General features: G+C 42.5%; 24 protein-coding genes and 1 pseudogene. 17 read left to right on the top strand and 8 right to left on the bottom strand.

From position 1 onward, the window contains the following. Window positions 1–238: 238 nt before the first annotated feature. Window positions 239–1404, bottom strand: a protein-coding gene (locus CXF65_RS03635; RefSeq protein WP_101211068.1) for an IS3 family transposase whose coding sequence is annotated in 2 segments (ribosomal slippage) — window positions 239–1146 and window positions 1146–1404 — 1167 coding nt in all. Because the reading frame shifts where the segments join, the coding sequence is not laid out codon by codon here. A 382-nt stretch (window positions 1405–1786) separates the two neighbouring features. On the opposite strand from CXF65_RS03635, the gene CXF65_RS03630 reads away from it, so the two are divergent. Beyond that, window positions 1787–2107, top strand: a complete 321-nt coding sequence (locus CXF65_RS03630) for a helix-turn-helix domain-containing protein (RefSeq protein WP_101211067.1) — start codon at window positions 1787–1789, stop codon at window positions 2105–2107. A gap of 18 nt (window positions 2108–2125) precedes the next feature. Then, a complete protein-coding gene (locus CXF65_RS03625; protein WP_101211066.1) occupies window positions 2126–3385 on the top strand; it encodes a type II toxin-antitoxin system HipA family toxin in 1260 nt (419 codons plus the stop codon). Window positions 3386–3733: 348 nt separating this feature from the next. Here the strand turns inward: CXF65_RS03625 and CXF65_RS03620 are convergent, their stop codons facing one another. From CXF65_RS03620 to CXF65_RS03610, 3 genes are all read right to left on the bottom strand, one after another. Then, window positions 3734–5350, bottom strand: a complete 1617-nt coding sequence (locus CXF65_RS03620) for an NAD(P)/FAD-dependent oxidoreductase (RefSeq protein ID WP_101211065.1) — start codon at window positions 5348–5350, stop codon at window positions 3734–3736. A 247-nt stretch (window positions 5351–5597) separates the two neighbouring features. After that, window positions 5598–5903 (bottom strand): putative quinol monooxygenase, encoded by a 306-nt coding sequence (locus CXF65_RS03615; protein WP_025652866.1) that lies wholly within the window; start codon window positions 5901–5903, stop codon window positions 5598–5600. A 65-nt stretch (window positions 5904–5968) separates the two neighbouring features. Further along, complete coding sequence (locus tag CXF65_RS03610) at window positions 5969–6505, bottom strand: zinc-binding dehydrogenase (protein WP_025652867.1); 537 nt, start codon at window positions 6503–6505, stop codon at window positions 5969–5971. Window positions 6506–7208: 703 nt separating this feature from the next. Between CXF65_RS03610 and urtA the strand changes: the two genes are divergently transcribed. The 12 genes from urtA (at window position 7209) to CXF65_RS03550 (ending at window position 19889) form a co-directional block, all read left to right on the top strand. Beyond that, window positions 7209–8519, top strand: a complete 1311-nt coding sequence (gene urtA / locus CXF65_RS03605) for an urea ABC transporter substrate-binding protein (RefSeq protein WP_101211103.1) — start codon at window positions 7209–7211, stop codon at window positions 8517–8519. Window positions 8520–8651: 132 nt separating this feature from the next. After that, window positions 8652–10433 (top strand): urea ABC transporter permease subunit UrtB, encoded by a 1782-nt coding sequence (gene urtB, locus CXF65_RS03600; RefSeq protein ID WP_101211064.1) that lies wholly within the window; start codon window positions 8652–8654, stop codon window positions 10431–10433. A gap of 10 nt (window positions 10434–10443) precedes the next feature. Further along, window positions 10444–11514, top strand: a complete 1071-nt coding sequence (urtC, locus tag CXF65_RS03595) for an urea ABC transporter permease subunit UrtC (RefSeq protein WP_025652870.1) — start codon at window positions 10444–10446, stop codon at window positions 11512–11514. Next, entirely contained in the window at window positions 11514–12434 is a 921-nt protein-coding gene (gene urtD, locus CXF65_RS03590) for an urea ABC transporter ATP-binding protein UrtD (RefSeq protein ID WP_101211063.1), read from the top strand. Before urtC ends, urtD begins: the two co-directional genes overlap by 1 nt. Window positions 12435–12499: 65 nt before the next feature. Beyond that, window positions 12500–13198, top strand: coding sequence for an urea ABC transporter ATP-binding subunit UrtE (urtE, locus tag CXF65_RS03585; RefSeq protein WP_101211062.1), 699 nt, complete (start codon window positions 12500–12502; stop codon window positions 13196–13198). A 139-nt stretch (window positions 13199–13337) separates the two neighbouring features. Next, window positions 13338–14348, top strand: coding sequence for an urease accessory protein UreD (locus tag CXF65_RS03580; protein ID WP_101211061.1), 1011 nt, complete (start codon window positions 13338–13340; stop codon window positions 14346–14348). Between the two features lie 136 nt (window positions 14349–14484). Beyond that, window positions 14485–14787 (top strand): urease subunit gamma, encoded by a 303-nt coding sequence (gene ureA, locus CXF65_RS03575; RefSeq protein WP_025652874.1) that lies wholly within the window; start codon window positions 14485–14487, stop codon window positions 14785–14787. Window positions 14788–14866: 79 nt separating this feature from the next. Further along, complete coding sequence (gene ureC / locus CXF65_RS03570) at window positions 14867–16993, top strand: urease subunit alpha (protein ID WP_101211060.1); 2127 nt, start codon at window positions 14867–14869, stop codon at window positions 16991–16993. 82 nt (window positions 16994–17075) lie between these two features. After that, on the top strand, window positions 17076–17597 hold the full coding sequence (gene ureE, locus CXF65_RS03565) for an urease accessory protein UreE (RefSeq protein ID WP_101211059.1): 522 nt from the start codon (window positions 17076–17078) through the stop codon (window positions 17595–17597). Continuing rightward, a complete protein-coding gene (locus tag CXF65_RS03560) occupies window positions 17590–18405 on the top strand; it encodes an urease accessory protein UreF (RefSeq protein ID WP_101211058.1) in 816 nt (271 codons plus the stop codon). The genes ureE and CXF65_RS03560 overlap by 8 nt, the downstream gene beginning before the upstream one ends. A gap of 38 nt (window positions 18406–18443) precedes the next feature. Beyond that, complete coding sequence (ureG, locus tag CXF65_RS03555) at window positions 18444–19097, top strand: urease accessory protein UreG (protein WP_101211057.1); 654 nt, start codon at window positions 18444–18446, stop codon at window positions 19095–19097. 117 nt (window positions 19098–19214) lie between these two features. Next, a complete protein-coding gene (locus CXF65_RS03550; protein ID WP_101211056.1) occupies window positions 19215–19889 on the top strand; it encodes a HupE/UreJ family protein in 675 nt (224 codons plus the stop codon). 157 nt (window positions 19890–20046) lie between these two features. Here CXF65_RS03550 and CXF65_RS03545 read toward each other — a convergent pair whose 3' ends face one another. Then, window positions 20047–20268 carry a hypothetical protein gene (locus CXF65_RS03545; RefSeq protein WP_101211055.1) on the bottom strand — a complete coding sequence of 74 codons (222 nt, stop codon included), beginning with the start codon at window positions 20266–20268 and terminating at the stop codon, window positions 20047–20049. 172 nt (window positions 20269–20440) lie between these two features. Continuing rightward, window positions 20441–21582, bottom strand: a pseudogene (locus tag CXF65_RS03540) (alkene reductase). Window positions 21583–21744: 162 nt separating this feature from the next. Between CXF65_RS03540 and CXF65_RS03535 the strand changes: the two are divergent. Further along, on the top strand, window positions 21745–22629 hold the full coding sequence (locus tag CXF65_RS03535) for a LysR family transcriptional regulator (protein ID WP_101211054.1): 885 nt from the start codon (window positions 21745–21747) through the stop codon (window positions 22627–22629). A gap of 309 nt (window positions 22630–22938) precedes the next feature. On the opposite strand, the gene CXF65_RS03530 is transcribed toward CXF65_RS03535, so the two are convergent. Next, a complete protein-coding gene (locus tag CXF65_RS03530) occupies window positions 22939–23697 on the bottom strand; it encodes a hypothetical protein (RefSeq protein ID WP_025652882.1) in 759 nt (252 codons plus the stop codon). A gap of 213 nt (window positions 23698–23910) precedes the next feature. Between CXF65_RS03530 and kdpF the strand changes: the two genes are divergently transcribed. Next, on the top strand, window positions 23911–24021 hold the full coding sequence (gene kdpF, locus CXF65_RS15255) for a K(+)-transporting ATPase subunit F (protein WP_084212332.1): 111 nt from the start codon (window positions 23911–23913) through the stop codon (window positions 24019–24021). Further along, window positions 24021–24674 (top strand): potassium-transporting ATPase subunit KdpA, encoded by a 654-nt coding sequence (locus CXF65_RS03520; RefSeq protein ID WP_264754723.1) that lies wholly within the window; start codon window positions 24021–24023, stop codon window positions 24672–24674. Before kdpF ends, CXF65_RS03520 begins: the two co-directional genes overlap by 1 nt. Here the strand turns inward: CXF65_RS03520 and CXF65_RS03515 are convergent. Further along, window positions 24557–25945: an AMP-binding protein gene (locus tag CXF65_RS03515; RefSeq protein WP_101211053.1), complete on the bottom strand. Its 1389-nt coding sequence runs from the start codon at window positions 25943–25945 to the stop codon at window positions 24557–24559. The two genes, CXF65_RS03520 and CXF65_RS03515, sit on opposite strands and share 118 nt — an antisense overlap. Window positions 25946–25959 lie beyond the last annotated feature (14 nt).

Below are 25959 nucleotides of genomic sequence, written 5' to 3'. Positions count from 1 at the left end.
AAATTAATATCGATAGCAAAGAATTACTCAATGCTAGAGTAGACCAAATATTAATCTAAACTATAACTTGTTGGGTGATAAACACCTCAATATTATGGTGTCCAAAATATAATTAACCTATCCCTTACCATGGAATTCTTTTACTCTAATGATTCGAAAATCACCTAAATGCTATTGTTTATATAGTGCAGATGACCCCTGCCGTCAAATCCGTAGAACCAAACTTGGGAGATTTTAATTACGCAGCCTGACGATAGAAGTCAAACCACACCTGTCTTGGCGATTTATAGCCCAAGCCCTTTTGAATCCTTGTTTGGTTGTAGTACAGCTCGATATATCCAATGATATCACTGATGGCTGCAAACCTTGTTTTATAGTCTTGGTGATATACCAGCTCATTCTTTAATGTGCCCCAGAAGCTTTCTATTGGCGCGTTGTCGAAGCAATTACCTTTAGCACTCATTGACCCTTTAAACTGCTGTTGCTTGATAATCTTGTGATACGCGTGGCTACAGTACTGACTACCTCTATCAGAATGAACAATCAGTCCTTGGCTTGGTCTTTTGTTCTTAATGGCCATGTTGAGCGCACGGCATACTAAATCTGCTGTCATGCGTTTATTGATAGCATAACCGACTAACTCTTTGGTGTATAAATCTTTCACTCCAGCTAAGTACAGCCAGCCCTCATTTGTCCAGATATAAGTAATGTCACTGACCCAAGATTCATTAGGACGCTTGGCATCAAACTGCTGATTGAGCACATTGTCATAGACAAGTTTGTTGTGATCAGAGTCGGTTGTCACTTTGAAGCGCTTATGACGCAGGCATTTGATGCCGTGCTCTTCTTTGATGCGTCTCACCATATAAGTGCTGATATCATGCCCTTGCTCACTCAGATGCGCATGTAGACGCTCGACGCCGTAACGCTCACGAGTTTCACTGTGAGCGGCTCTAACCAGTAGCTCAGACTGGTTTCTATGTATCTGCTGGTCGCTGAGACCACGGCTTAGCCAGTCATAGTAGCTTGATGGCTTTACATGTAACACACGGCACATGCGAGTGATACTAAAAAGCTGCTGATTATCTTCAATAAAGGCGTACTTCACTAGCTGTGCTTTGCAAAGTACGCTGTGGCCTTTTTTAGTATCTCGCGCTCCTCCTCCGCTACTTTGAGCTGGCGTTTTAGGCGCTTGTTCTCTTCTATAATGACCATAAGCTGTGGATCGTAATGTTCAGTCCCTGCAAGCTTGCCTTGATTGGCTTTATTATGCCAATTAGATAAGGTCTGCATGGCGATGCCAAGCTGCTTTGCGGTCGCTGAGATATTGCCATTATTATCTGCTATCTTCTTGACGGCTTCTGCTTTAAATTCTGTGCTGTAAGTTCTCATTTTCTTGGTCATGGTAAACTCCTATTATTGTGCTTAGTTTACCAAGTTTACTTATACGGTTTCTTCAGCATAGCTCACAGAAGACTGATGTATAAAATCCACTTTTCTTAGGTGATGTTGTTAATATTGGGGTTTGACGGCAGGGGTCACTCAGGCGTAAGCGCATTGGCATTGATACAAACGCTGATAATACTAACCGTTAAAAAGCTTAAAGTATGGCCAGCTATATTGGTTCTCGAAATACTTGTATATATAAGTCCACTTTTTTTATAGTGAAAGGATTATGTAAAGAACAGGTACTTATTGCAAGTATTTTTTCTAATTATTAGCTTTATAAAAACAAGAATTCATATTTGAATGACTAAGTGCTAAAATAGTATTTTAACACTCTTATATGAATGATTATATTATGAACATAAGATTTGATTTTTATACGCCAAGTGAAATTTCTCAGATTTTAGGTGAACGCTTAAAAACGCAAAGACTGGCATTAAACTTAACACAAGCCGCTTTAGCAGATAAGGCTGGTACTGGCATCAGTACTGTTGCTCGTATTGAGTCTGGTCAGGGCGGTACACTAGACAATATAATCAGGCTCGCTATGGCTCTTGGCATGGTAAATCACTTTTCTGAATTATTTGATGTAGTGCCTACCAATATAGAAGATGTTATCGCTAAACAAAATCCACGCTTGCGCGCCTCAAATAAAAGCTGATATAAGGTAGCCACCTCAATGTATCAACCGATATCAATTGTCAATATTTACTACCAAGGATTCGGAGACAAACGTCTTATCGGTAAATTAACGATGGATGGACGACGCCCTACCTTTGGCTATGATGCGGCGTGGCTGACTGATGGACTGGAGTTATCACCAATTGAGATGCCATTACGATCAGCACCTTATTATGGTACTCATGCGTCGAGCCATTACCTATGCGGATTATTATCAGACAGCTTACCTGATGGTTGGGGAATGCTGCTCATGGATAGGTTCTTTCGAAAAACAATGTCTCATGCTACGTCAATCAATGTTTTAGATCGCCTCGCTTATATTGGTAATTCAGCAATGGGAGCACTTAGTTTTGAGCCACAACAAGATTTATCAGGCGCTGATATCGATATTAATGATTTTACTTTAGCCAAACTGGCCGCTGCCAATCAATCGATTTTATCCGGACAAGATAGCAACATACTGGCTGAGCTCATCGTTATCGGCGGCTCACCACAAGGTGCAAGACCAAAAGCACTTGTCCTATATGATGAGGCAACCGAGTTTATTACTACGGACTTAAAAAGCGAACAGCCATCCGCAGCGCCGTGGCTGATTAAGTTTCCTGCCCAATCTGAGCATAAAAGCGTTTGCCTATTAGAGTCAATTTATGCTGATATGGCTAAGCAAGCAGGCCTAAACATGCCTGCGCATCATTATTTTGATATCGGTGAAAAACATGCTGCTTTTGGGGTTGAGCGTTTTGACCGTATGGGCAATCAACGCGTTCATACTCATACGCTGGCAGGTTTATTAGACATTGATTTTCGCATCCCATCATTAGATTATCTGCAGTATTTACGCTGCGTGCGTATGTTGACCCAATCACAAGTTGCTGTAGAAGAGGGTTTTAGACATGCTGTATTTAATGTCATCTTTAACAATAAAGACGATCATAGCAAGAACTTCTCTTTTATGATGGACAAGGCTGGCAGGTGGTCATTGTCGCCTGTCTATGATCTCGTTTATAACTCAGGTATGAACGGTTATCATCAAATGGATGTGACTGGTGAAGCTCAATACCCTACCCGATCTCACTTATTAAAGTTGGCTAAACTTGCTGATATTAAGCAAAACAAGGCACAAGCTATTATTGATCAGGTAGCATCAGTTGCTGAGGACTTTTTGACTGTTATTAAAGATCATAACATTGAGAAAGAATTATCAAATCAGGTCATTCATGATATAAAAGCCAATCTCAATCGGATGGCAAATCAATAGACCTTAAGAAGTTGTTAAATTTGTTGTTAAAAATAAATCCTTAACAACCTTAACCCTTAATTATAAAGGGTTATGCTAAGTTAGTCGTTGCGTGGTGGGCGCACCAACAAACATTCTTATAAGCAATCATAGAACTCCATAGCCTATACGCTCTGGGGTTTTTAATGTCTTAATATATCACAACATAACATTGCATAACTTACGATGCATTTTCATACAGCATACCTTCAAAGCAAAAAAAAACCTTTCAAGCTTTATATTTTATAGCTTGAAAGGCTTTACCGATCACATGTCTTTATCTAAGTAAGCGTTTTAATATTGGGGTTTGCTTACAATTTACAGCCACTCTTACTCCATCTTCAACATCGATTTTGCCACGGCTTCGGCCACTTTGATGCCATCAATCCCTGCTGATAATATGCCACCTGCGTAGCCAGCGCCTTCGCCTGCAGGGAATAATCCTTTGGTATTAATGCTTTGGAATTCTTTATTGCGTTTAATGCTGATTGGTGACGATGTTCTGGTTTCTACGCCAGTGAGTAAACCGTCGTCAGATGAAAATCCTTTAATTTTTTTATTAAATGCTGGAATGGCTTCACGTATGGCATCCACCGCAAAGTCAGGTAACGCTTTGCTTAAGTCAGTTAAGGTAATACCCGGTGTGTAAGAGGGTTTTACATCGCCTAATTCTGAGTCTGGCTTTCCTTTTAAGAAATCACCAATGGTTTGCGCTGGTGCACTGTAGTCTTTGCCGCCCAATTCAAACGCTAAGGTTTCTAGTTGTCTTTGTAAGTCGATACCAGCAAGAGGGTGATTTGGGTAATCTCGCTCTGGGTCAATGCCGACAACAATAGCACTGTTGGCGTTACGTTCATTTCTTGAATATTGGCTCATGCCGTTAGTGACCACCCGGCCTTCTTCTGATGCTGCGGCAACAACCGTTCCGCCTGGACACATACAGAAACTATAAACAGAACGACCGTTTTTACAATGATGAACCAGTTTGTAATCCGCAGCGCCAAGTATTTCGTTTCCAGCATTGTCACCAAAGCGTGCTTTGTCTATGGTTGACTGCTTATGTTCTATTCTAAAGCCAATTGAGAAAGGTTTTGCTTCAACATACACGCCTTTATCATGGATCATCTCAAAAGTGTCTCGGGCGCTATGACCAACAGCAAGAATGACATGGTTGGTTTTTAAGATCTCGCCACTATTAAGTGTCACGCCTGTTACTTTTGAATCAGTGATATGCAAGTCGTCTACGCGAGTAGCAAAACGGACTTCCCCACCAAGCGCTATGATCTCGGTACGCATTTTTTCTACCATAGTGACTAACTTATAAGTACCTATGTGCGGTTTACTGACAAATAAAATTTCATCTGGTGCGCCAGCTTTTACGAATTCTGTCATGACTTTACGGCCATAATGATTGGGATCTTTCACTTGGCTATATAATTTACCGTCAGAAAAAGTACCGGCTCCCCCTTCACCGAACTGTACGTTTGATTCTGTGTTTAATTTACGCTGACGCCAGAAGCCAAAGGTGTCTTTGGTCCGTTGTCTGACTTCATTACCACGTTCAATGATAATTGGTTTAAAACCCATTTGGGCAAGGGTAAGCCCTGCTAATAACCCACAAGGACCAAAACCAATCACAACAGGACGCTCAGTTAAATTCTCTGGCGCTTCACCTACATATTTGTAGCTGGTATCTGGTGTTGCTTTAACATGGTTGTCTGACTCAAATTGAACCAGTAAATCATTGGCTAAATTCGAGTCAGTCAGTGTGATGTCTAGCGTATAAATTAATTGGATATTTCTTTTATTACGAGCATCATAACCACGTTTAAACATCACAAATGACGCCATTTGCTCAGCAGAAATTTTAAGTTTTGTCGTTATAGCAGTCGTTAGATCTTCAGGTGTATGATTTAATGGCAATTTAATTTCAGTTAAACGTATCATTGGTTACTCATAAACTAGTGTAGAAAACAGTCTCGCATTTTACTGGTACTGATACAAATAAGCGAATAAATATTTTACTTAGGCAGGGTAAATTTACGGATTTGTATTGTAGTTTGAAAATGTTTTATGTTGTAGTTCGCTTAGCCATGTATAAGTCAATCTCATGATTTTGCTCTATCAGATTCGAATGTAATCGAACAAAACCATGGATTTTGAGTAGCGTCTAAAAACTTAAAATTAGCTACATTTATGAAATCGCCGTCATCTCAGTAATGATAAACTCATCGACCATCCCATCTGTCACTTTTACATAATTTTGGAAATGCGGACTTTGTACATGCTGCTGCAACGACTCGTTGTTTTCCCAAATCTCATAAACGATGAAACCAGTCATATTCGCATTATCTTGATGCAAGATATATTGAATACAACCTTGATCCGCTTGTGATGCTGCGGTTAGTGTCAGCAGCTCAGATTTGACCTGCTCGGCATGCTCAGGTTTAGCTTTAATAGTGGCAACGATAGTCAGTGGTTTGTTTGCTTGTGTGTTCATAAATGCTTCCTATGTTCAAATATTGGGATTGTTTTAGACGCTATAAAACATTTGTTTTTAAGAACTTATACAGGCCAGCCTTCTAGTACAACCTTACCATATGCTTGGCTGTTTTCTAACATTTGATGCGTGTCTCGTAAGTGCTCAGCCGTTATCGTACCAATATGATGGGCGATGGTGGTTTTAATCTCGCCAGCATCAATTATTTTTGCTACATCTATCAATAAACGATGCTGTTTAATCATGTCAGGCGTTTGGAATATTGAGCGGGTAAACATGAATTCCCAATGTAAACTTAAGCTTTTCATTTTAAGCGGTATGACGTCCAGTGTGACTGGATCATCAATAAGTCCAAGCTTTCCTTGTGGCTTTAAGCACTTAATAATCTCTTCATAATGCTTTTCCGTATTATTAAGACTGACGACGTAATCTACTTCAGTAATGCCAGTCTTTTGCAGCTCATCGTACAAAGCATTACGGTGATTAATCACATGATCCGCGCCCAAGTCTTTAAACCATTGTACGCTCTCATCTCTTAAAGCGGTGCCGATAATAGTAGCCGATGTTCTCACTTTTAATAGTTGCGTCAATATTGAGCCCACGCCGCTTGCTGCACCAACGACTAGTACCGATACATTATTTTCATAAGCACTTAGGATTTACCTATTTTTATAGAAATGGTACGGATGAACAATTTATCTGCCTGTGCCTGTGCCTGTCATGTGGATCTCTGTCCAGCGATCATGATTGCCTCTATTAAATACTTATAGAACAATATTAATACTTTGTTGTTTATCCGATCAATATATAAACTGCGCCTAATCAGCAAGGCTGAGCAGTGTTTTTAGCAATGCAAAGAGGCAATCGGTATTTTGGATAGTGTCACTTTATCTACATACACTGGTGGGCTTATTGGATATTGACTCAAGGTGAAATATTCTAAGTTAATGTCTATAGGATTGACAGCGTAAGTCTTATCCGTTCACACTTTTTAAACTTAATAGCACCTCGCTTACCACCCAATCGTTTTTTATGCACAGCTTTGGTTCTCTAAACCAGACGCTTATGGTGCATAAAAAACCATAAATCCATGATGGTGCATAAATAAGAACAATATTCTCTAATTAAGAACGATTTTGGTGCAAATTATTATACTTTAGGTTGGCACAAATATTGAGGTATTAATAGTAGTTAGGAATGGGCTGTTCATTCAGCCTAACCAAGCTGCTACTTTATCTTTTGGAGAAATATATGTCTTTGTTGCCCACTCTTATCACTGTTACTCCTATCAATACAAACTATCGTATCGATTCAAAATTGACATCACGTTTATCTGTATTAGCAGTCGCCATTATAGGAAGTTTAAGCCTGATTGGTTGTCAAAAACCTGCTGAAACCAATACTGAAACCAACTCTACAGCAACAAAAACTGAAACAACTGCGACTACTGCTACCCCTGCGGCAAATGGCGATACGATCAAAGTGGGTATCTTACATTCTTTGTCTGGAACGATGGCCATCTCTGAAACGTCATTAAAAGATACTGCCCTCATGACCATTGATGAAATAAATGCCAATGGCGGCGTGTTAGGTAAGCAGCTAGAGCCCGTCGTTGTAGATCCCGCTTCTGATTGGCCGTTATTCGCTGAAAAAGCTCGTCAGCTATTAACCCAAGACAAAGTTGATGTGATATTTGGTGGCTGGACATCGGTGTCACGTAAGTCAGTGCTGCCTGTCGTTGAAGAGTTAAATGGCCTCATGTTCTACCCTGTGCAGTACGAGGGTCAAGAGCAGTCAGAAAACATTTTTTACACTGGTGCGGCTCCCAACCAGCAAGCCATTCCTGCCGTTGAATACTTAATGAGTCCAGAGGGCGGTAGTGCAGAACGCTTTGTACTGCTTGGGACAGATTATGTCTACCCCCGTACTACCAATCAGATTTTACGGGCTTTCTTAAAGTCTAAAGGCGTCGCTGAAAAAGACATCATGGAAGAATATACTCCATTTGGCTTTAGCAACTATCAGACTATCGTTAGCAATATTAAAAGCTTCTCTACCGGTAAAAAGACGGCAGTTATCTCTACCATTAATGGCGACTCAAACGTGCCATTTTATCGTGAGCTTGCCAACCAAGGTATTAAAGCCTCTGACATTCCAGTTATGGCATTCTCAGTGGGAGAAGAAGAGCTTCGTGGTATCGATACCAGCTTGTTACAAGGGCATTTAGCGTCATGGAATTATTTTATGTCGGTTAAGAATCCCGTTAACAGCGCCTTCACCAAAAAGTATAAGAAATATGCGCTAGATCATAAGCTACCGAATGCTGAAAAGGTTGTGACCAATGATCCTATGGAAGCCACTTACGTCGGTATCAATATGTGGAAACAAGCGGTTGAAAAAGCGGGTACTACTGATGTCGATAAAGTGCGTATTAGTATGGGAGGTCAGACTTTTGACGCGCCATCAGGATATACCTTGAAAATGGATGAAGAAAATCATCACTTATGGAAGCCTGTCATGATCGGTCAAATCCGTGCCGATGGTCAGTTCGATGTGATCAGCAAAACGCCAAAAGTCATTCGTGCTGAGCCATGGAGTCAGTACATTCCTAAATAAGTTTATGGTCACCTAAACCTTAAACCTTAGTCCCTTAATGATATCAATACCAGCAACCCTTTAGCGCCTCTACTGATAAAACATTTTTTTAGTAGAGGTTAGAGGAGTGTTGACTGCAAAAAAGGAATTATCATGTCACATTATCCTTCCTATTATAAAAGTGACGCGCCAGCCAATTATTCTAATAATACTTTTATCATTACCCTATTATCTTTAGCACTATTACTGATTACTCCCACATCGTCTGTTTATGCTCACGAGACGCCAGTAGTACACAGTCATGACGAGGCAATATCTACTAATATGGTGGCTGCGACATCCACTGCTGTCAGTAATAAGACTTTGCTTGTTCAAAACGAGCAGTCTTTAATCACGCCAGCTAATGCTGTGATAGGTCAAGGGGATGCTATAGAACAATTTGTTGCTGCTGATTTCACCAAGCGCCAAACCATGCTCAATCAGTGGCCAGGGTCAGTTGAGAGTCTAGATACTTTGGTTGAGCTGATAAAAAATGATGAGCTCTACCAAGGCAATGGCGGGCAAACCTACCTACTTAACAGCGAAGATGAGCTATTTACTTATCCTACTAAGCAGCTGACCACCGAGTGGCCCAGCGACTTGGCGCAAGTGACTTTGACCAATACGCTACGCTCAGCTTTGGTGTTTGGACAAGCCAAAGTTAAGCTTGAATCAGACGATCCTAAGCAACGTATGCAGGCAGTAGCCATCTTAGCGGACAATATCGAGCAGCTAGATCCAGCGCTCATAAGTACTGCTGCCACTAATGAGCAAGATGTCGACGTCAAAACGGCGTTGAGCACTTTACAAGCGAGGATTGATTTTAGAGATGGCGACGTCGCTAAGCAAATTGTCGCGCTTACCGTGCTTGCCGATAGTGATAGCCCGCAAGTCTTAGTCGATGTCAAACGGGCATTGGCGGCGGACGATATCGATCCTGTGCTCAAATCTGCCCTGTTAGACGCTGAGACGAGTATCGAGCGACGTATTACTATCAGTACTTGGATAGGACATCTCTTTACTGGTATGAGTACCGCCAGTATCTTGTTATTAGCAGCACTTGGTCTTGCTATTACCTTTGGGCTACTGGGTGTCATCAATATGGCGCACGGTGAGCTGATTATGATTGGTGCTTACGCCACTTATATGGTGCAAAATTTATTTCAAGCGTATTTTCCCGGTATGGCAGGTTGGTATCTGGTTGCCGCTATACCCGTTGCTTTTTTAGTCAGTGCCATTATCGGCATGATTATCGAACGAATCGTTATTCGACCGCTTTATGGACGGGAGCTTGAAACCTTACTGGCAACCTTCGGTGTCAGTCTGATTCTTATGCAGTTGGTAAGGATGATATTTGGCGCGCAAAACGTTGAAGTCAGCAATGTTGACTGGTTAAGCGGTGCCTATCAAGTGTCCTCTAGCCTTGTACTCCCCTTCAACCGTATCGCTATTATCGGCTTTACGATCATTATTCTTATGCTACTAGTGTACTTACTTAAAAAGACTCGTTTCGGGCTATTTGTGCGCGCTGTGACGCAAAACCGGCAAATGGCGCGCGCGGTTGGTATCTCATCTGCCCGTATCGATATGTTGGCTTTTGGACTTGGCTCGGGTCTCGCAGGTCTCGCTGGCTGTGCGTTAGCGCAAGTAGGTAACGTCGGACCTGATCTTGGTCAGACTTATATTATTGATGCGTTTTTAGTCGTCGTGGTTGGCGGTGTTGGACAAGTATGGGGTGCAGTATTGGCATCTTTAGGTCTTGGCGTCAGTGGTACGGTGCTTGAGATTGGCATTGGTGCTGTGATGGCTAAGATTGTGTTACTGGTTCTTGTGATTTTGTTTATTCAAAAACGTCCACAAGGTTTATTTGCCCTCAAAGGCCGTTTTGTGGATTAAGGAGAACCTAATGCGTTTGACTCAATTATTATCTGATTCCCCACGTAATGCCATTTTGATTGGTTTATGTTTTTTGGTGTTACTGATATTGCCTTGGCTCCATCTACTACCTGAAACCTCTAGTTTTCATTTGTCTGCTTACTGGATAACGCTCATCGGTAAAATAATGGCACTGGCTATGGTAGCACTGGCGCTAGATCTCGTCTGGGGCTACGCTGGCATTCTAAGCTTAGGACATGGTCTTTATTTTGCTTTGGGCGGTTATGCCTTTGGTATGTACTTGACGCGTGAAACGGCTGGCGCTGGTATCCCAGACTTTATGCGCTTCTTAAGTTGGACCGAATTGCCGTGGTATTGGGCAGGCACTCAACACTTTTGGTGGGCGATGGCTCTAGTGGTGTTAGTTCCCGGTTTGGTTGCTTTTATCTTTGGTTATTTTGCTTTTCGCTCAAAAATCAAAGGTGTTTATTTTTCGATTATCACTCAAGCCATGACCTACGCTGCCGCCTTATTATTCTTCCGTAATGAGACAGGCTTCGGTGGTAACAATGGCTTCACAGGTTTTACCACGCTATTAGGCTATGACATCACTGCTGCTTCAACGAGAGCTGTGCTGTGCTTTACGACTGCTTTGGCGCTGCTAGTGTCATATCTTGGCCTACGCTATCTGATGAGTCAGCCTTACGGGCGCGTGCTCGGTGCCATTCGTGATAGTGAAAATCGCTTGCAGTATTTAGGCTATCGCACGCTTTGGTACAAGCTTTCGGCTTGGGTATTGTCTGCAGTCATTGCTGGTATCGCTGGTGCTCTATATGTACCGCAAGTTGGCATCATTAACCCAGGCGAGATGAACCCAGTCAACTCTATCGAGATGGCAGTATGGGTGGCTGCTGGAGGGAGGGGGTCACTCATCGGTGCTATCGTAGGCGCAGGTGCCGTGAATGTTATTAAAACTTACTTTACGGTGGCCTACCCTGAGTTTTGGTTGCTTATCCTAGGTGGATTATTCGTGGTGGTTACTTTATTTCTACCTAACGGCATTATTGGCGTACTCGATCGTTTTAAGAAGGAAAAAGAATAATGTCAAAAGTACCTAATAAAACTGACCATAATATCAATACCCCAGCTAGGAACCTTAAGTCTGCTAACAGCATAGCGACTGCAGAAACCACACCTACCCGACCAGTCACTACTTTGGCTGAAGATTATGGAGATAGTGCTGGCTTAGCACAACCTGTTCCCAAATCAGGGCCAGATATGAGACATGGTATTGCGCTGTATTTGGAAGACGTCAGCGTCTGGTTTGACTCGTTCCGGGCACTCAATGATCTATCTTTATACATTGAGACGGGCGAGCTACGCTGCATCATCGGTCCTAATGGCGCAGGCAAGACCACTTTAATGGATGTTATCACTGGTAAAACGCGTCCGACCAAAGGTAGCGCGTTTTTTGGTCAAGTACATAATTTGGCCAAGCTGTCTACCGAAGAGATTGCCGAAGCAGGCATTGGTCGTAAGTTTCAAAAACCAACGGTATTTGAAAACTTTACCGTCCTTGATAACTTAATGCTAGCGGCCCCCAAAGATAAGCGGGTATCAAAAAGCTGGTTTACTAAAATTGATGCTGACACAAAAAACACACTTGACTCAACGCTACAGCAGATTCGCTTAAAAGACCTGATCAACAAGCCAGCCGGACTGTTATCTCATGGTCAAAAGCAGTGGTTAGAGATTGGAATGTTACTGATGCAAAGACCAAAGCTTATCTTACTTGATGAGCCTGTGGCAGGCATGACCGATGCCGAAACTGAACATACCGCTGAGTTATGTTTGCGCCTTAAAAAGAATCATACCTTAATCGTGGTTGAACATGATATGACCTTTATTGATGCCATCAGTGAGAAAGTGACAGTTTTGGCAAATGGCGCTATTTTGGCTGAAGGGACATTGAGTGAAGTACAGAACAATGAGGCCGTTATCGAGACCTATTTAGGTCGATGATACATTCAGGTCGATAATAAATAGTAGCTCTTAAACTTGACTTAAAAAAGAATAAAGGTATTTATATGTTAGAAGTCAATGCCATAAATCAATATTACGGTGGCAGTCACATCTTACGTGATGTCACCCTCGCCGCCCCGGTAGGAGAATGTAGCGTGGTACTGGGTCGTAATGGCGTCGGTAAAACCACTTTGCTTAAATGCTTGATGGGTATCCTACCCATCAAATCAGGTGAAATTTTATTAAACGGTAAGGATATTAGTAAGATGACGCCTGAACAGCGTGTACGCGCAGGACTCGCTTATGTACCGCAAGGCCGTGATATCTTTTCCACCTTGACCGTTGAAGAAAATATTCTAATTGGCATGGCTAAATTCTCTCAACGAAAAGCAAGTAAAGTACCCAAACACTTATATGATATATTTCCAGTGCTGGACGAGATGAAACATCGTCGCGGCGGCGATCTATCAGGCGGTCAACAGCAGCAGTTAGCTATTGCGCGTGCGCTGGCCTCTGAGCCTCAAGTGCTGGTACTTGATGAGCCTACCGAAGGCATTCAGCCGTCAATTATTAAAGACATCGGTAGAGTCATTCGTAGTCTTGCTGATAAAGGCGATATGGCCATCATTTTGGTCGAGCAATTTTATGATTTTGCTGAAGAGCTTGCCGATAACTATACTGTGCTTTCTCGAGGGCAAGTCGTTGCTCATGGAGCGGGATGTGATATGGCAGAAAATAATATCCAAGAATTGGTGGCAATCTAATGAGCAGCTACTAGATTCTACGTATTAAATAAAGCTTCGAGAAGGTAATACATGCTATATTTTTACTAGCTGTGATAGTTAAACTTATAGTCAAAATTGGGTTTAACAACATACAGCATAGTTTTAAGGATATTATATTTTGACTTGGCAATCCTCGCTACAGCTCCATTTCGACCATTTAGCGGATAAGACTAAAACTCGGCTGTGTCATCGTGCCCATACTGGTGCGCTAATGGTGCAGCGCGCGCTTTATCCTGAGCCTGACAGTCAAACAGGGATTTGCCATATTTATGTGTTGTATCCTCCTGCTGGTATTGCCGATAATGACCGCTTAACGTTAGCATTTAATCTACACTCTAATAGTCACGCGGTGATTACCACCCCTGGAGCCGGCAAATGGTACGGACAACGCAAGTCATTGCGATCCTCTAGACCCAACGCAAAATTTACCAACGGTACTTCATCAGCAAAAAACAACGTCTCCGACCATGCCCTTTATGATAGCTCCTGCTCTCATACTATTAGCAACACTTTCAACGATACCGTCAGCGCAGAACAACATATCGACGCGCGCCTTGATGACCACGCTATTCTTGAATGGCTACCCCAAGAAAGCATTTATTATGATCATTCCGTCTCTAATGCCAACAATCGCTTTTATTTAGCTAAGACGGCAAGCTTGCTGACTTGGGATATTGCGGTGTTCGGACGGCAAGCGTATCAAGAAACTTTTGCTAATGGTTATTATGCCAACCGCTTAGAGATATGGCGTGATGGCAATTTATTGGTCAGTGAGTGCACCTCCCAGCAAGCCAATACGCGCTGGTTTACCTCACCGCTTGGGTTAAACAATCATCATGTTCATGGCTCTTTTTGGGCAATACCTAGCACAGAGATTATTGCGCCTGAGCTGCAGAATAATCCGCTCAAGCTTGGTCAGTATTTAGATACCACTATTACCGAGATACGCCATCTTATCGATCAGCAGTCACTACCCATTCACTGTACTCATAATTATCAAGGTATTAATTGCCGTTATTTGGGGTCAGATGTGCGCGCCTGCTTTGAATCTTTTTACCAAGTCCGCGAGCTTATCAGGTCTAAATGGTACACGCTTGAGCCTCATCGACCGAGAATTTGGGACACCTAATATTATGTGCTTCCACTTAATCTCATCCTTAAACTACGCTTGGTCAAACCGAAATAACTTTATTTAAAATATTTGCTTTATAAAGGTTAAAAACGGTTAATAACCTTTAAAGTAAAATAATTATCGAGGAAGCTTTATGCAATTAAACCCTACCGAAAAAGATAAACTCCTGCTATTTACTGCCGGTATGGTGGCGGAACGTCGTAAAAATCGTGGCGTCAAGCTAAATTACCCTGAGTCTATCGCCTACATCAGCATGTTACTGATGGAAGGTGCGCGTGATGGCAAAACCGTGGCGCAGCTGATGAGTGAAGGGGCCACTTATCTCTCTACCGATGACGTCATGGAAGGCATTGCAGAGATGATACAGGATGTCCAAGTTGAAGCCACTTTCCCCGATGGCACTAAGCTGGTGACGGTACATAATCCCATCGTATAGCTTGTTTGCTATAAAACCGTATAAAACGATATTGAACGCGAATAAAGCCATTGCCGTAAGACAATTAAGGATAATAAAAATGACGATGAAAGCAGGCGAATATAAGATTAAAGCAGGCGATATGGCTTTAAATGCTAATCGCTGTGTTCAAACGGTAGCGGTAATCAATACAGGCGACCGCCCTATTCAAATCGGTTCTCACTATCACTTCTTTGAGGTAAACGCGGCACTGAGCTTTGATCGAGAGTCGACGCTTGGCTATCGACTCAATATCCTATCTGGCACTGCGGTACGCTTTGAGCCGGGGCAAACGCGTGAAGTGGAGCTAGTCGCTATCGCCGGTAGACATCACATTTATGGTTTTGCCGGAAAAGTCATGGGACTAGCCAAAGTCAAAGCCACCAAAGACACTTCGCAAAAACGCATTGATAGACGTATTTATGCTGAGCACTTTGGCCCTACTACAGGGGACAAAGTACGCTTAGCAGATACTCATTTATGGCTTGAGGTCGAGTATGATTTGACTAACCATAGTGACCAAAGTACTGATATTGTTAGCATCGGTGAAGAGGTTAAGTTTGGCGGCGGTAAAGTCATTCGCGATGGCATGGGTCAGTCACAGCTAATAGGTGAGCAAGTTGCCGATACTATTATTACCAATGCTTTGATTGTCGACTATAGCGGTATTTATAAAGCAGATATCGCTATCAAAGAGGGTCGTATCAGTGGTATTGGTAAAGCTGGCAACCCTGATATTCAGCCTAACGTGACGTTACCTATTGGCGCGGCTACCGAAATTATCGCAGGGGAAGGTAAAATCTTGACTGCTGGCGGTATTGATAGTCATATTCATTTTATCGCGCCGCAGCAGTGTGAAACGGCATTGATGTCTGGTGTGACTACGATGCTTGGCGGTGGCACGGGGCCTGCTGAAGGTACTCTAGCCACTACTTGTACGCCTGGTGCTTATCATATTCATAGTATGCTAAAAGCCACTGATTCTATTGCGATGAATATCGGATTCTTAGGTAAAGGCAATGTTAGTTTGCCTGCGCCTATTGTGGAGCAGATTGAAGCAGGCGCTATTGGTCTTAAACTTCATGAAGACTGGGGCTCCACGCCCAAAGCCATTGATAACTGCCTTAGTGTGGCTGAAGAATATGATGTGCAAGTGGCTATTCATACCGATACGTTGAATGAAAGCGGCTATTTGGATAGCACTCTAGGCGCGTTTAAAGATCGCTGTATTCATACCTTCCATACCGAAGGAGCCGGTGGCGGTCATGCCCCAGATATCTTAAAAGCTATTGGCGAAACCAACGTTTTGCCGTCATCAACCAACCCAACGCGCCCTTTCACTATTAATACCATTGACGAGCATCTCGACATGCTCATGGTTTGCCACCATCTAAGCCCAGCCATTGCTGAAGATGTGGCTTTTGCAGAAAGCCGCATTCGTAAAGAAACCATTGCCGCTGAAGATATCTTACAAGATATGGGCGCCATCTCCATGATGAGTAGTGATTCGCAAGCGATGGGACGCGTGGGAGAAGTCATTATTCGCACGTGGCAAACGGCTGATAAGATGAAAGCCCAACGTGGCCACCTTGCTCCAGATCAATCAGCTAAAACCGAGCAATCTTCAGAGCATATCATGCTAAGTCCTACTGACTCTGATAGCGGCAATGATAATTTTCGTATCAAACGTTACCTCGCAAAATACACCATCAATCCCGCAATCACTCATGGCATTAGTGATGAAGTGGGGTCACTTGAAATAGGCAAATGGGCAGATTTAGTGTTATGGTCGCCTGCATTTTTTGGAGTAAAGCCTGACCTAATCATTAAAGGGGGTTTAATTGCAGCAGCGCCTATGGGCGACCCCAATGCCTCCATTTCCACTCCGCAGCCTGTGCACTATCGCAGCATGTTTGGTAGCTTCCCCAAAACTGTAGCGCAGACTTGCATTACCTTTATGTCAAGCGCTGCTATAGACAAGGGCGTTGACAAGCAATTAGGATTAGAAAAAGTTATCAAAGCCGTACACAACATCCGTCAAGTACGCAAACAAGACATGAAGTTTAACAGCTACTGTCCTCAAATGGAGGTCAATCCCGAGACTTATGAAGTATATGCTGATGGTGAACTGTTGACCTGTGAGCCTGCTGAATATCTACCGATGGCACAGCGCTATTTTTTATTCTAGCTGCTTTTTATTTTAGTAGTGATGACCCCTAATCAAACATAAAACCTTAAATTATTGGTTTTAACTGACTATAGACATACTTATGAAAATTTATACGCAACGCCTCGATAAATCAGACCTAAACGCTGTACAGCAAGCCTTGATTGATAGCCATAAAAAGGCAAAAAACTTTTTATATCTAGATTTTGATACTCGTCAACGTAGCCGGTTTAAAGCAGAAACTCAACATCAAGAAGCCGTTGGTGTTGATCTACCGCGTACGGAAACCATTAAAAATGGCAGTGTACTGGCGGATAATCAAGGCAACTTAATACAGATTATGGCTGCCAAGCAAGCCTTAATCGAAGTGACTGCCGATAATAGCTTTGATCTCATGAAGGGCGCTTACCATTTAGGCAATCGTCATGTTCCTTTAATGATTACACCTAAGGCGCTATATTTTGAGCCTGACCATGTTTTAGAAGCAATGTTAAATCAACTTAGACTACGTACCCAAGCCGTACAAGCGCCGTTTGAGCCAGAAACTGGTGCATACAAAGGCAATCATGGCGGGCATTCTCATGGTCATGATCATTCACACAGGCATGGTCACTCTCATGACTAATCATGCCACGCCTTCACAGCAGACTACCAGTACAGCACAAGGTACAAACAACTTGAATAATACAGATGTGACTGGACGTTTGCTCATGTTGGCGTCAAGCAACTTACCTATTGGCAGTTATACCTACTCGCAAGGCATAGAACCGGCTATTGAGTCAGGGCTTATTCATGATGAAAGCAGTAGTATGGATTTTATGAGTGATTATTTGGAACTGGCGTTATGTCGTTATGAGCTACCACTACTGGCGCTCATGATTGAAGCCCTTATGGTTGATGACGTAGAGCTGGCTGATGCTTTAGGTGCAGATTACCACGCCAGCCGTGAAAGCAAAGAGTTCGTTTATGAGTCGAGCCAATTGGCACTGTCTTTATCTGCATGGCTAGACAATGTTCTTGAGCTCAACGTGCCTGATAGCTTACTCGCACATGGGTTTTTGCCACTATTTGCCCATATCAGCTCACATTGGCAATTTAACCCTGTACAAGCTATGACTACTTACGCCTTTGGTCAAATAGAAAATATGGTGCTGGCGGCGGTTAAAACGGTACCGCTTGGGCAAATGGCAGGACAGCGAATCATTTGGCAATTACAGCAGTTATTAAGCACGCAGGTATATCCATTGGCTACCAGCGTCAAGCAAAGCTTTTTGCAAGTTCAAGACATGCCGTTAGAGCTCAACACACCTAATGTAAGTATATTAAAGCTAAATCTACTTTATAAACAGCTACACATGTCCGCTAATTTACCCAATTTAGCGATACTGTCTTGTCAGCATGAAAGGCAATACAGCCGTTTATTTCGCTCTTAATCGCTAATCAACACAACCCTTCTTAAGGAAATTTATTTATGGCACTGACACCTAAAGTCGAAAGCAAACATTCAGACACGACACTGTCTCCCCTACGCCTAGGTATTGGCGGTCCTGTAGGTTCAGGAAAAACGGCATTGACGCTGAGATTGTGTCAACGCCTGCGCGATGACGTCAATATGGCAGTGGTGACCAATGATATTTATACCAAAGAAGACTCTGAATTTTTAACCCGCAATAATGCCATGCCAGCCGAGCGCATTCGCGGTGTCGAAACGGGTGGCTGCCCGCATACTGCCATCCGTGAAGATGCCTCAATTAACCTCTCTGCTATCGCCGAATTACAAAATCAATTTAAAGATCTTGAGCTTATTATTATCGAATCTGGTGGTGATAATTTGGCAGCAACTTTTAGCCCTGAATTATCAGACTTGACCTTATATGTCATTGACGTGTCTGCAGGCGATAAAATCCCTCGTAAAGGTGGGCCTGGCATCATGAAATCTGACTTACTCATTATTAATAAAACCGATCTTGCCCCTTTCGTAGGCGCATCGCTTGAGGTTATGGCACATGATGCGAAAAAAATGCGCGGTGATAAGCCAGTAGTCTTTAGTAACATGAAAACAGGCGAAGGGCTTGATGACATTGTTAACTTTATTCTTGATAAAGGCATGATAAGTGTGGCGTAAGACACTACATATAATGTCTCATGCCATGGCATAAAGAGATGTTCTACAAACCACCGTCTAATAGGTAAGTTATTAGACAGTGATCCTATCGATTTGTTTACCCATTAAGGATATATCATGACCATAAAAACCTCACAATATATGACACGTAAAAGTGTCACTAGCAAAACTGCAACGGCTAGTGGCTTAGCATTGTTATCATTACTACCAACACTAGCATTTGCTCACCCTGGACACGACTTGCTAGCAGATGGCTCATTTAGTACTTCTATATTATCTGGTATGTTGCACCCTTTAACTGGGTTAGACCATCTTATGTTAGCGCTAGGTATGGGCTTACTATTTTCTCAAATGCACAGTTTTAAAAAGGGCTTTGTAGCACTGTTAATTGGTTTAGTAGCAGGTTTTGCAATGAGTTTGAGTGTGAGCCTGAACAGCTTGTTTATCGAATACGGTATCGTACTGTCTATCGTATTACTAACCATGGCACTTATGAGCAGCTACTTTAACAGTGCATTAAATCAAGGCAGTGAGACGTCCGTCAAAACCGTGTATAACTTTTTAGTAATCGGCTTTGGGGCGCTTGCTATGTTCCACGGTGCAGCCCATGCAATCGAAGTTCCTGTAAACGGCAATACCGCTGGCTTCTTTACAGGTATGATTGTTGCTATGCTAGGTCTATATACTGTCGGCAAAGGCGTGGCCACTTATCTAAACAATTACCTGCAAGATAGCTTGATTATTCAACGCGTTATGGCGGTTGTCGGTCTATGCGCTGTACTATTTAGTTAGGGCGTATCATCAATTAAACCAAACAACACAAGACGCTTTAGTCGCTAGGGCAATACCTTCAACTGTCATGAGTATTTGAATGAAGTTATAAAATACAAATTCAAGATATTGTCGTCTGATAGAGACTTATTTGGCAAAATCACGGTATACATAGCGATTACTTATTTCTTCTTAAACGCTCAATGAGCCAGCCTGCCAGTGGGAATGACACCATCTGTGTCAACGGAACGAGTATTATCGTTTCAATCAATACCACCACCGGCAGACTTAAATCATGGGTCACAGGCTTTAGTAACGTTAACACGATCAAGAGCGTCGGATAAAGGCCGACATATCCTACTAATATGCGTATCAGTCTGTCTTTAACTTTCTCATTCATTGTATTACACCAGAAACCATTAAGTTTATAAGTAAAAATAAGGCCACGAATGGCCTTATTTTATTAACTATTTTCGTTTTTTAACTATTCTTGATATAGTCGTTCCACTATTAAATAAATACAGCGTTAAAATTTACACCAGTAGCGCCTGATAATAGTTATACTTTTTTATTTAGGACTGACTATAGCGCGGATAATCACTATAGCCAATCTCAGTGCCGCCATACATCGTGGCAGGATCTGTCTCATTAAGTGGCCAATTATTGGCTATGCGCTCAGGTAAATCGGGATTAGCAATAAAAGGACGACCAAAAGCAAATAAATCCCCATAACCTTTAGATAGTATATCGACCGACTTCTGCACAGTGTATTTACCCGCATAAATAATACGTCCTGAAAACTCAGCTCTGACCGCTTGATAAAAAGGCTCTGGTAAATCAGGCGCATTGTCCCAATCAGCCTCTGCAATGGATAGGTAAGCAATGCCTGCTTGTTCAAGTACTTTAACGGCTTCGATATAAGTATGATGCGGGTCTGATTCTACGAGACCCAAATACACACGGGTCTCGTTGGTACTCGCAAATAAAGGCGCAAAACGTACGCCCAAACGATCCGCACCAACCACCTCACTGACGGCAGCGACCACTTCTTGTAAAAAACGCAGACGATTAGACAGTGAACCACCGTACTGATCATCGCGTGTATTGCTATGCTCAGAGATGAATTGATTCACTAAATAACCATTGGCACAATGCAGCTCTACCCCGTCAAATCCAGCTTTTAATGCGTTGCGAGCAGCTTGTGCATACATCGCGACCAACTCGCCCACCTCTTCTGTACTGAGTGCGCGTGGCTCACTTGGATCAGCTAAAGCGCCCTCGCCTGGACCGGTTTCAATAAATACTTTGACGTTAGTGGCAGTGATAGCAGATGGAGCGATAGGCTGAGCTTGATTTGGTTGTAAGCTGGTATGAGACACACGTCCAACGTGCCAAAGCTGAGCGAAAATAATACTGCCTTTGGCATGTACCGCCTGCGTGACTTTTTTCCAGCCTTCGATTTGGGCTGGTGAGTGAATACCTGGCGTCCACGCATAACCTTGACCTCTCGGCTCAATCTGCGTACCTTCAGTCACCATAAAGCCCGCTGTACGCGCTGTGCATAATAGCTTGCCATTAAGTCATTAGCAATATTATCTGGTTGCGTGCTACGAGAGCGTGTCAACGGTGGCATCACGATACGGTTTTTAAGCGTATAAGGGCCAAGCGCTACAGACGAAAATAATGTACTGGTATTTGGGATAGGTTGTTTCATAACACTCTCTTTTAAAGCAAACGGATAGGCTTATTTTTGAGCCACTGAATCTGTTTTTAGGTTTAATGGCTGCTTAAGTAATGTTGGTCAGCATAGAGTTTTATAGGTACAATTAGAAACAACCTTTTCTTGTTTAAGATACAATTATTAATGGTATTAATTATGGATGGTATGAACCGGCTTGATATCAAGCAGCTCAGAGTGCTACAGGCATTATTTGATCTAAAAAATCTCTCACAAGTCGCGCGCAAAATGGGTCTGACGCAACAAGCGATTAGCGAGCAGTTGCGTAAGCTGCGCGACCTATTTGATGACCGTCTATTTATTCGTCAAGGCAATAGCATGGTGGCAACGCCAAAGGCACTATCGCTGCAACAACCTATTGACGAGATATTAAAGCAGTTGGAAGTATTATTAGAGCCGGAGGTATTTACGCCGCAAACCTATAAAGGCGTCTTTACGATTAGCGCGACCGACTATGCGACGCAGGCATTATTGCCGCAATTGTTTCATATAACGCGCCGTGAAGCGCCTGATTTAAAATTGATCGTGCGCGACTTCGCCTTGGACAATATTAATCAGCTGATTGCCGCAGGCGAACTTGATTTGCTGATTACTTTTCCAGAGTTTATTCCTGATAACTTATCGTATGTTACTTTGCTTGAAGAGCAGCACTTATGTATTACAGGTTATAAAAATGAGTTGGCAACAGAGATATTGACACTGGCGCAAATTGCCGTACACCCGCAGCTAGTAGTATCCCCTTCGCGTGCCAATTTGCGTGGCTCCCATGATCAATGGTTCGCAGAAAAAGGGCTCAAGCGCAACATTGTTATGTCAGTCCCTAGCTTTTCAGCGGTACCAGATATTCTACACACCACCGATATGATTGCGTTTTATCCTGCGCGACTATTGCCAAACAGTAAGGTTAAAGAGATTGCTGTGGAAGCCTTACCGCCAACCTTTAAGGTAATAGCCGCATGGCATCCACGTACCAATGACAGTGGCATACACCGTTGGTTAATTGAGCAATTAAAGAATTTATAACGTATAGGGTTGTTAGCTACTTGTCTTGCATATTCTGAATGAGGCAGTCAATACTGTAGCCACGCGTATTACAAGATCATCAAGCAGCACCACGACACGGTTGTTAAATAACATAGCATCGATTTTATATTCGTCGAAAAGTTAAGTTACTATAAAAAGTTAGGGCGAGTCATCTACTTTTGAGCGCGCTACTCTCGTTTTCTGTGAGCTTATCCTAAATCGTATTCATAAAATCAACTTTGCTTTTATACGTAAAGTCCTCACCCGCTACTACTTCGTTCTATAACTTTCTAAGCTTAAGTTAAGCGCTTACGGCTCATCACAAACCCTCTTGATACTTTTGCCAAAGAGGGTTTTATTAAGTTGATTATAATGACTAAAGACTTTTTGAGAGTCAGCATGATAAATCTGATTATTGACGCAGTTACCAAAACCAAAGGTTAACAAACTTATTTTGGCATAATTAGCAGGATCGCTGGCTTTTTCTTCCTCATAGCGCTCGGTCGCAAACTTGCGATATGACTGACCGCCATCACTATGCATAAGGGCTTGCTGCTCAATTCTTTGTTCAATGAACTGCCGCCATTTACGCTGTACGGCAGTTTCGTTTTTGAAGAAAGGTTCAAGATACTGTTTGCACATCGGCGGGCTCAATCTCATCGCTTGTATAGGATCTATATAAGCCAAAATACTCAATCTATCATGAACGTATTCGCCTTCAATAGACTTTAGTAGCTCACGCTTATACGTCTGGGCTGCTGGTACGACTTCTAATGGCTCAACTTTACGCTTGAGTGACTCATACTCTTTATCTAAATTGGTTATGTCTGTCTTCGATACGTTGTCTATATCGTTAATATTCATCGGTGGAAAAAAGCTTTGTAGATTTGCCCTCGTTAAACCCTCCAATACGAAATGTGAATTCTTGATTTGCTTGGCGGTATATTTTTTATTGTCAAAATTACCCTGCATATCGCATAGCTCATCTTGCCATTTATAGATCTCGGCTCGGGCGATATTAGTGACTGTCATTGCGGTAAGTATGGCGGCGATAGTCATTGCTTTCATGACTTCAGCTCCTGATTTAAGTCCTTTTATTTATCTTAGTATTTATAAAGATAATGTAGGGGAAAATATTACCCATCTTTATACTTTCTTTATACCCCACCGCGTTATCTTGACAACACTTTTATACCTCTCTCGGCATACTATTCCTATTAATAACTAAGCAATAAAAAAGTAATAAAAGATCAGTCTAACCATCGCTGATCTTCATTATTCATGGTTCATTGTGCGTTTTTGGAGAGTGTCATGGAAGTTTTTGCAGGGTTTCTAGCCCTCGGTTTATTCATCTATTTGTTATATGTACTGATTAAACCGGAGGCATTTTAATGACCATATATGCGCTTTCACAGCTGGTTATTTATTTAATCGTTCTATTTACCTTAGGGTATTTTCTATCAGGGTACCTGCTGCAAAGGATGCAAGCCCCTGTTTCTCGGCTTGAATCCCGTATTTTTACGACGCTAGGTATGATCGGTCAAGATACCAAGGGCAACCCTGCTTTTGGTATGAATTGGAAACAGTACGCGCTCGCCATTGTGCTATTCAATCTCATTGGATTGTTGGGGTTATTTGTGTTGCAGTTGGTGCAAGGACACTTGCCGCTAAACCCTGCCAATATGTCAGGCGTCACATGGGACTTGGCGATGAATACCGCCATTAGTTTTGTCACTAATACCAATTGGCAGGCTTACGGCGGCGAAAGTAGCATGAGCTATCTGACCCAAATGATGGGTATGTCGTTGCAAAACTTCTTATCAGTCGCAACCGGTATCGTAGTGGCTTTTGCCTTAATGCGCGGTCTAGTATTTAAAAAAACCACGCACTTGGGTAATGCTTGGATAGATTTATGGCGCTGTAATCTTTATATTTTGCTGCCGATAGCGGTAATTATAGCCGTGCTGTTGATGAGCCAAGGCGTCATACAAACGCTATCCATGTATACCGAAGCAGTGAAAAAACCAGCATTGTCAAGATTATGATAACTAGCGATGACGTTATCGCCTTTGATACACATCTCACCCACTTCACCTAATTCGATAATTTCCCCTGCTTCATTACGGATACTAATATCGACTCCGGGTAGTGGCAGGCCGACATTGCCAGTGTACTCGGTGCCATCGAATGGATTGGCAGTGCCAACTCCTAGGGTCTCAGACATTCCCCACCCCTCTAAAATAGGCAAGCCCGTGACTTCAAGCCAGCGCCTTGCTGTCTCAGGGGTTGCTGCCATACCGCCAACCACGGTCAATTTGCATTCTGAAAAATCTAATTTGCTAAATTCGGGATTATTGACAAAAGCTTGAAACAAAGTATTGACGCCAGGGAGAAAGTGGAAAGGACGTTTAGCTAGAATCTTAATAAAGCCAGGAATATCACGTGGATTGGTGACTAAGGTGAGATGTTGACCTACGCTCAATCCTACTATCGAGCAGATAAAGGCATAAATATGATAAAGCGGCAGGGCAATAATACTATTCATCTGGATGTTATCAGCAACGTCCGCATAAACCGGTTTAAACCATTCAACGAACTGATAAGTCGCCGTCACCACGTTTTTATTGCTAATCAAAATACCCTTAGCGACACCCGTAGTGCCCCCTGTATATTGCAACATCAATAAGTCATCAGGTTTTATAGCAGGGCGAGAGTAAGGCAAGTTTTTGCCGTTTTTTAACAGTGACTTATAGCTAGTGACCTCATAATTAGCGTTAGATTTTAAATGATAACTAGGGATAGCTTTTTTGACATAGTTAGCGGCAAGGTTTACAAGTGTCCCTTTCGCTGTACCTAGCATGTCGCCAATTTTGCTAATGACAACAGTTTTGACTGGAGTATCTTTGACTATTTTTTCTAAAGTATTGCAGAAAGGCTCTAAGATAAAAATTGCCGCAGCATCAGAATCAATCAACTGATGTCTCAATTCGCGGGGACTATATAGTGGGTTGATTAAGGTCGTCACCATACCTGCGCGAACGATCCCTATAACAATAGGCAAGTACTGATGAACATTGGGCATCATAATACCGATGACTGAGCCTTTGGCTAAGCCTAAGTTCTGAATCCACGCGGCAATCGTTAATGATATCTGGTCAATTTGGGCATAAGAGTAGCTAACGCCCATATTGCTAGAGAACTCTCGATCAGCATATTCTATTAACTTATCATTGATTATATCAATCACGGTACTGTGCGGCGGGGCTATTTGGGCGTTCACCCCTTTTGGATAACCCTGTGTCCAAAACTTATCCATAACTTACCTTCCTT

Source organism: Psychrobacter sp. Sarcosine-3u-12 (assembly GCF_002836005.1).
Taxonomy (GTDB): Bacteria; Pseudomonadota; Gammaproteobacteria; order Pseudomonadales; family Moraxellaceae; genus Psychrobacter; species Psychrobacter okhotskensis.
Note: the sequence above shows the minus strand (reverse complement) of the source record. Positions and strands in the feature narration are given on the sequence as shown.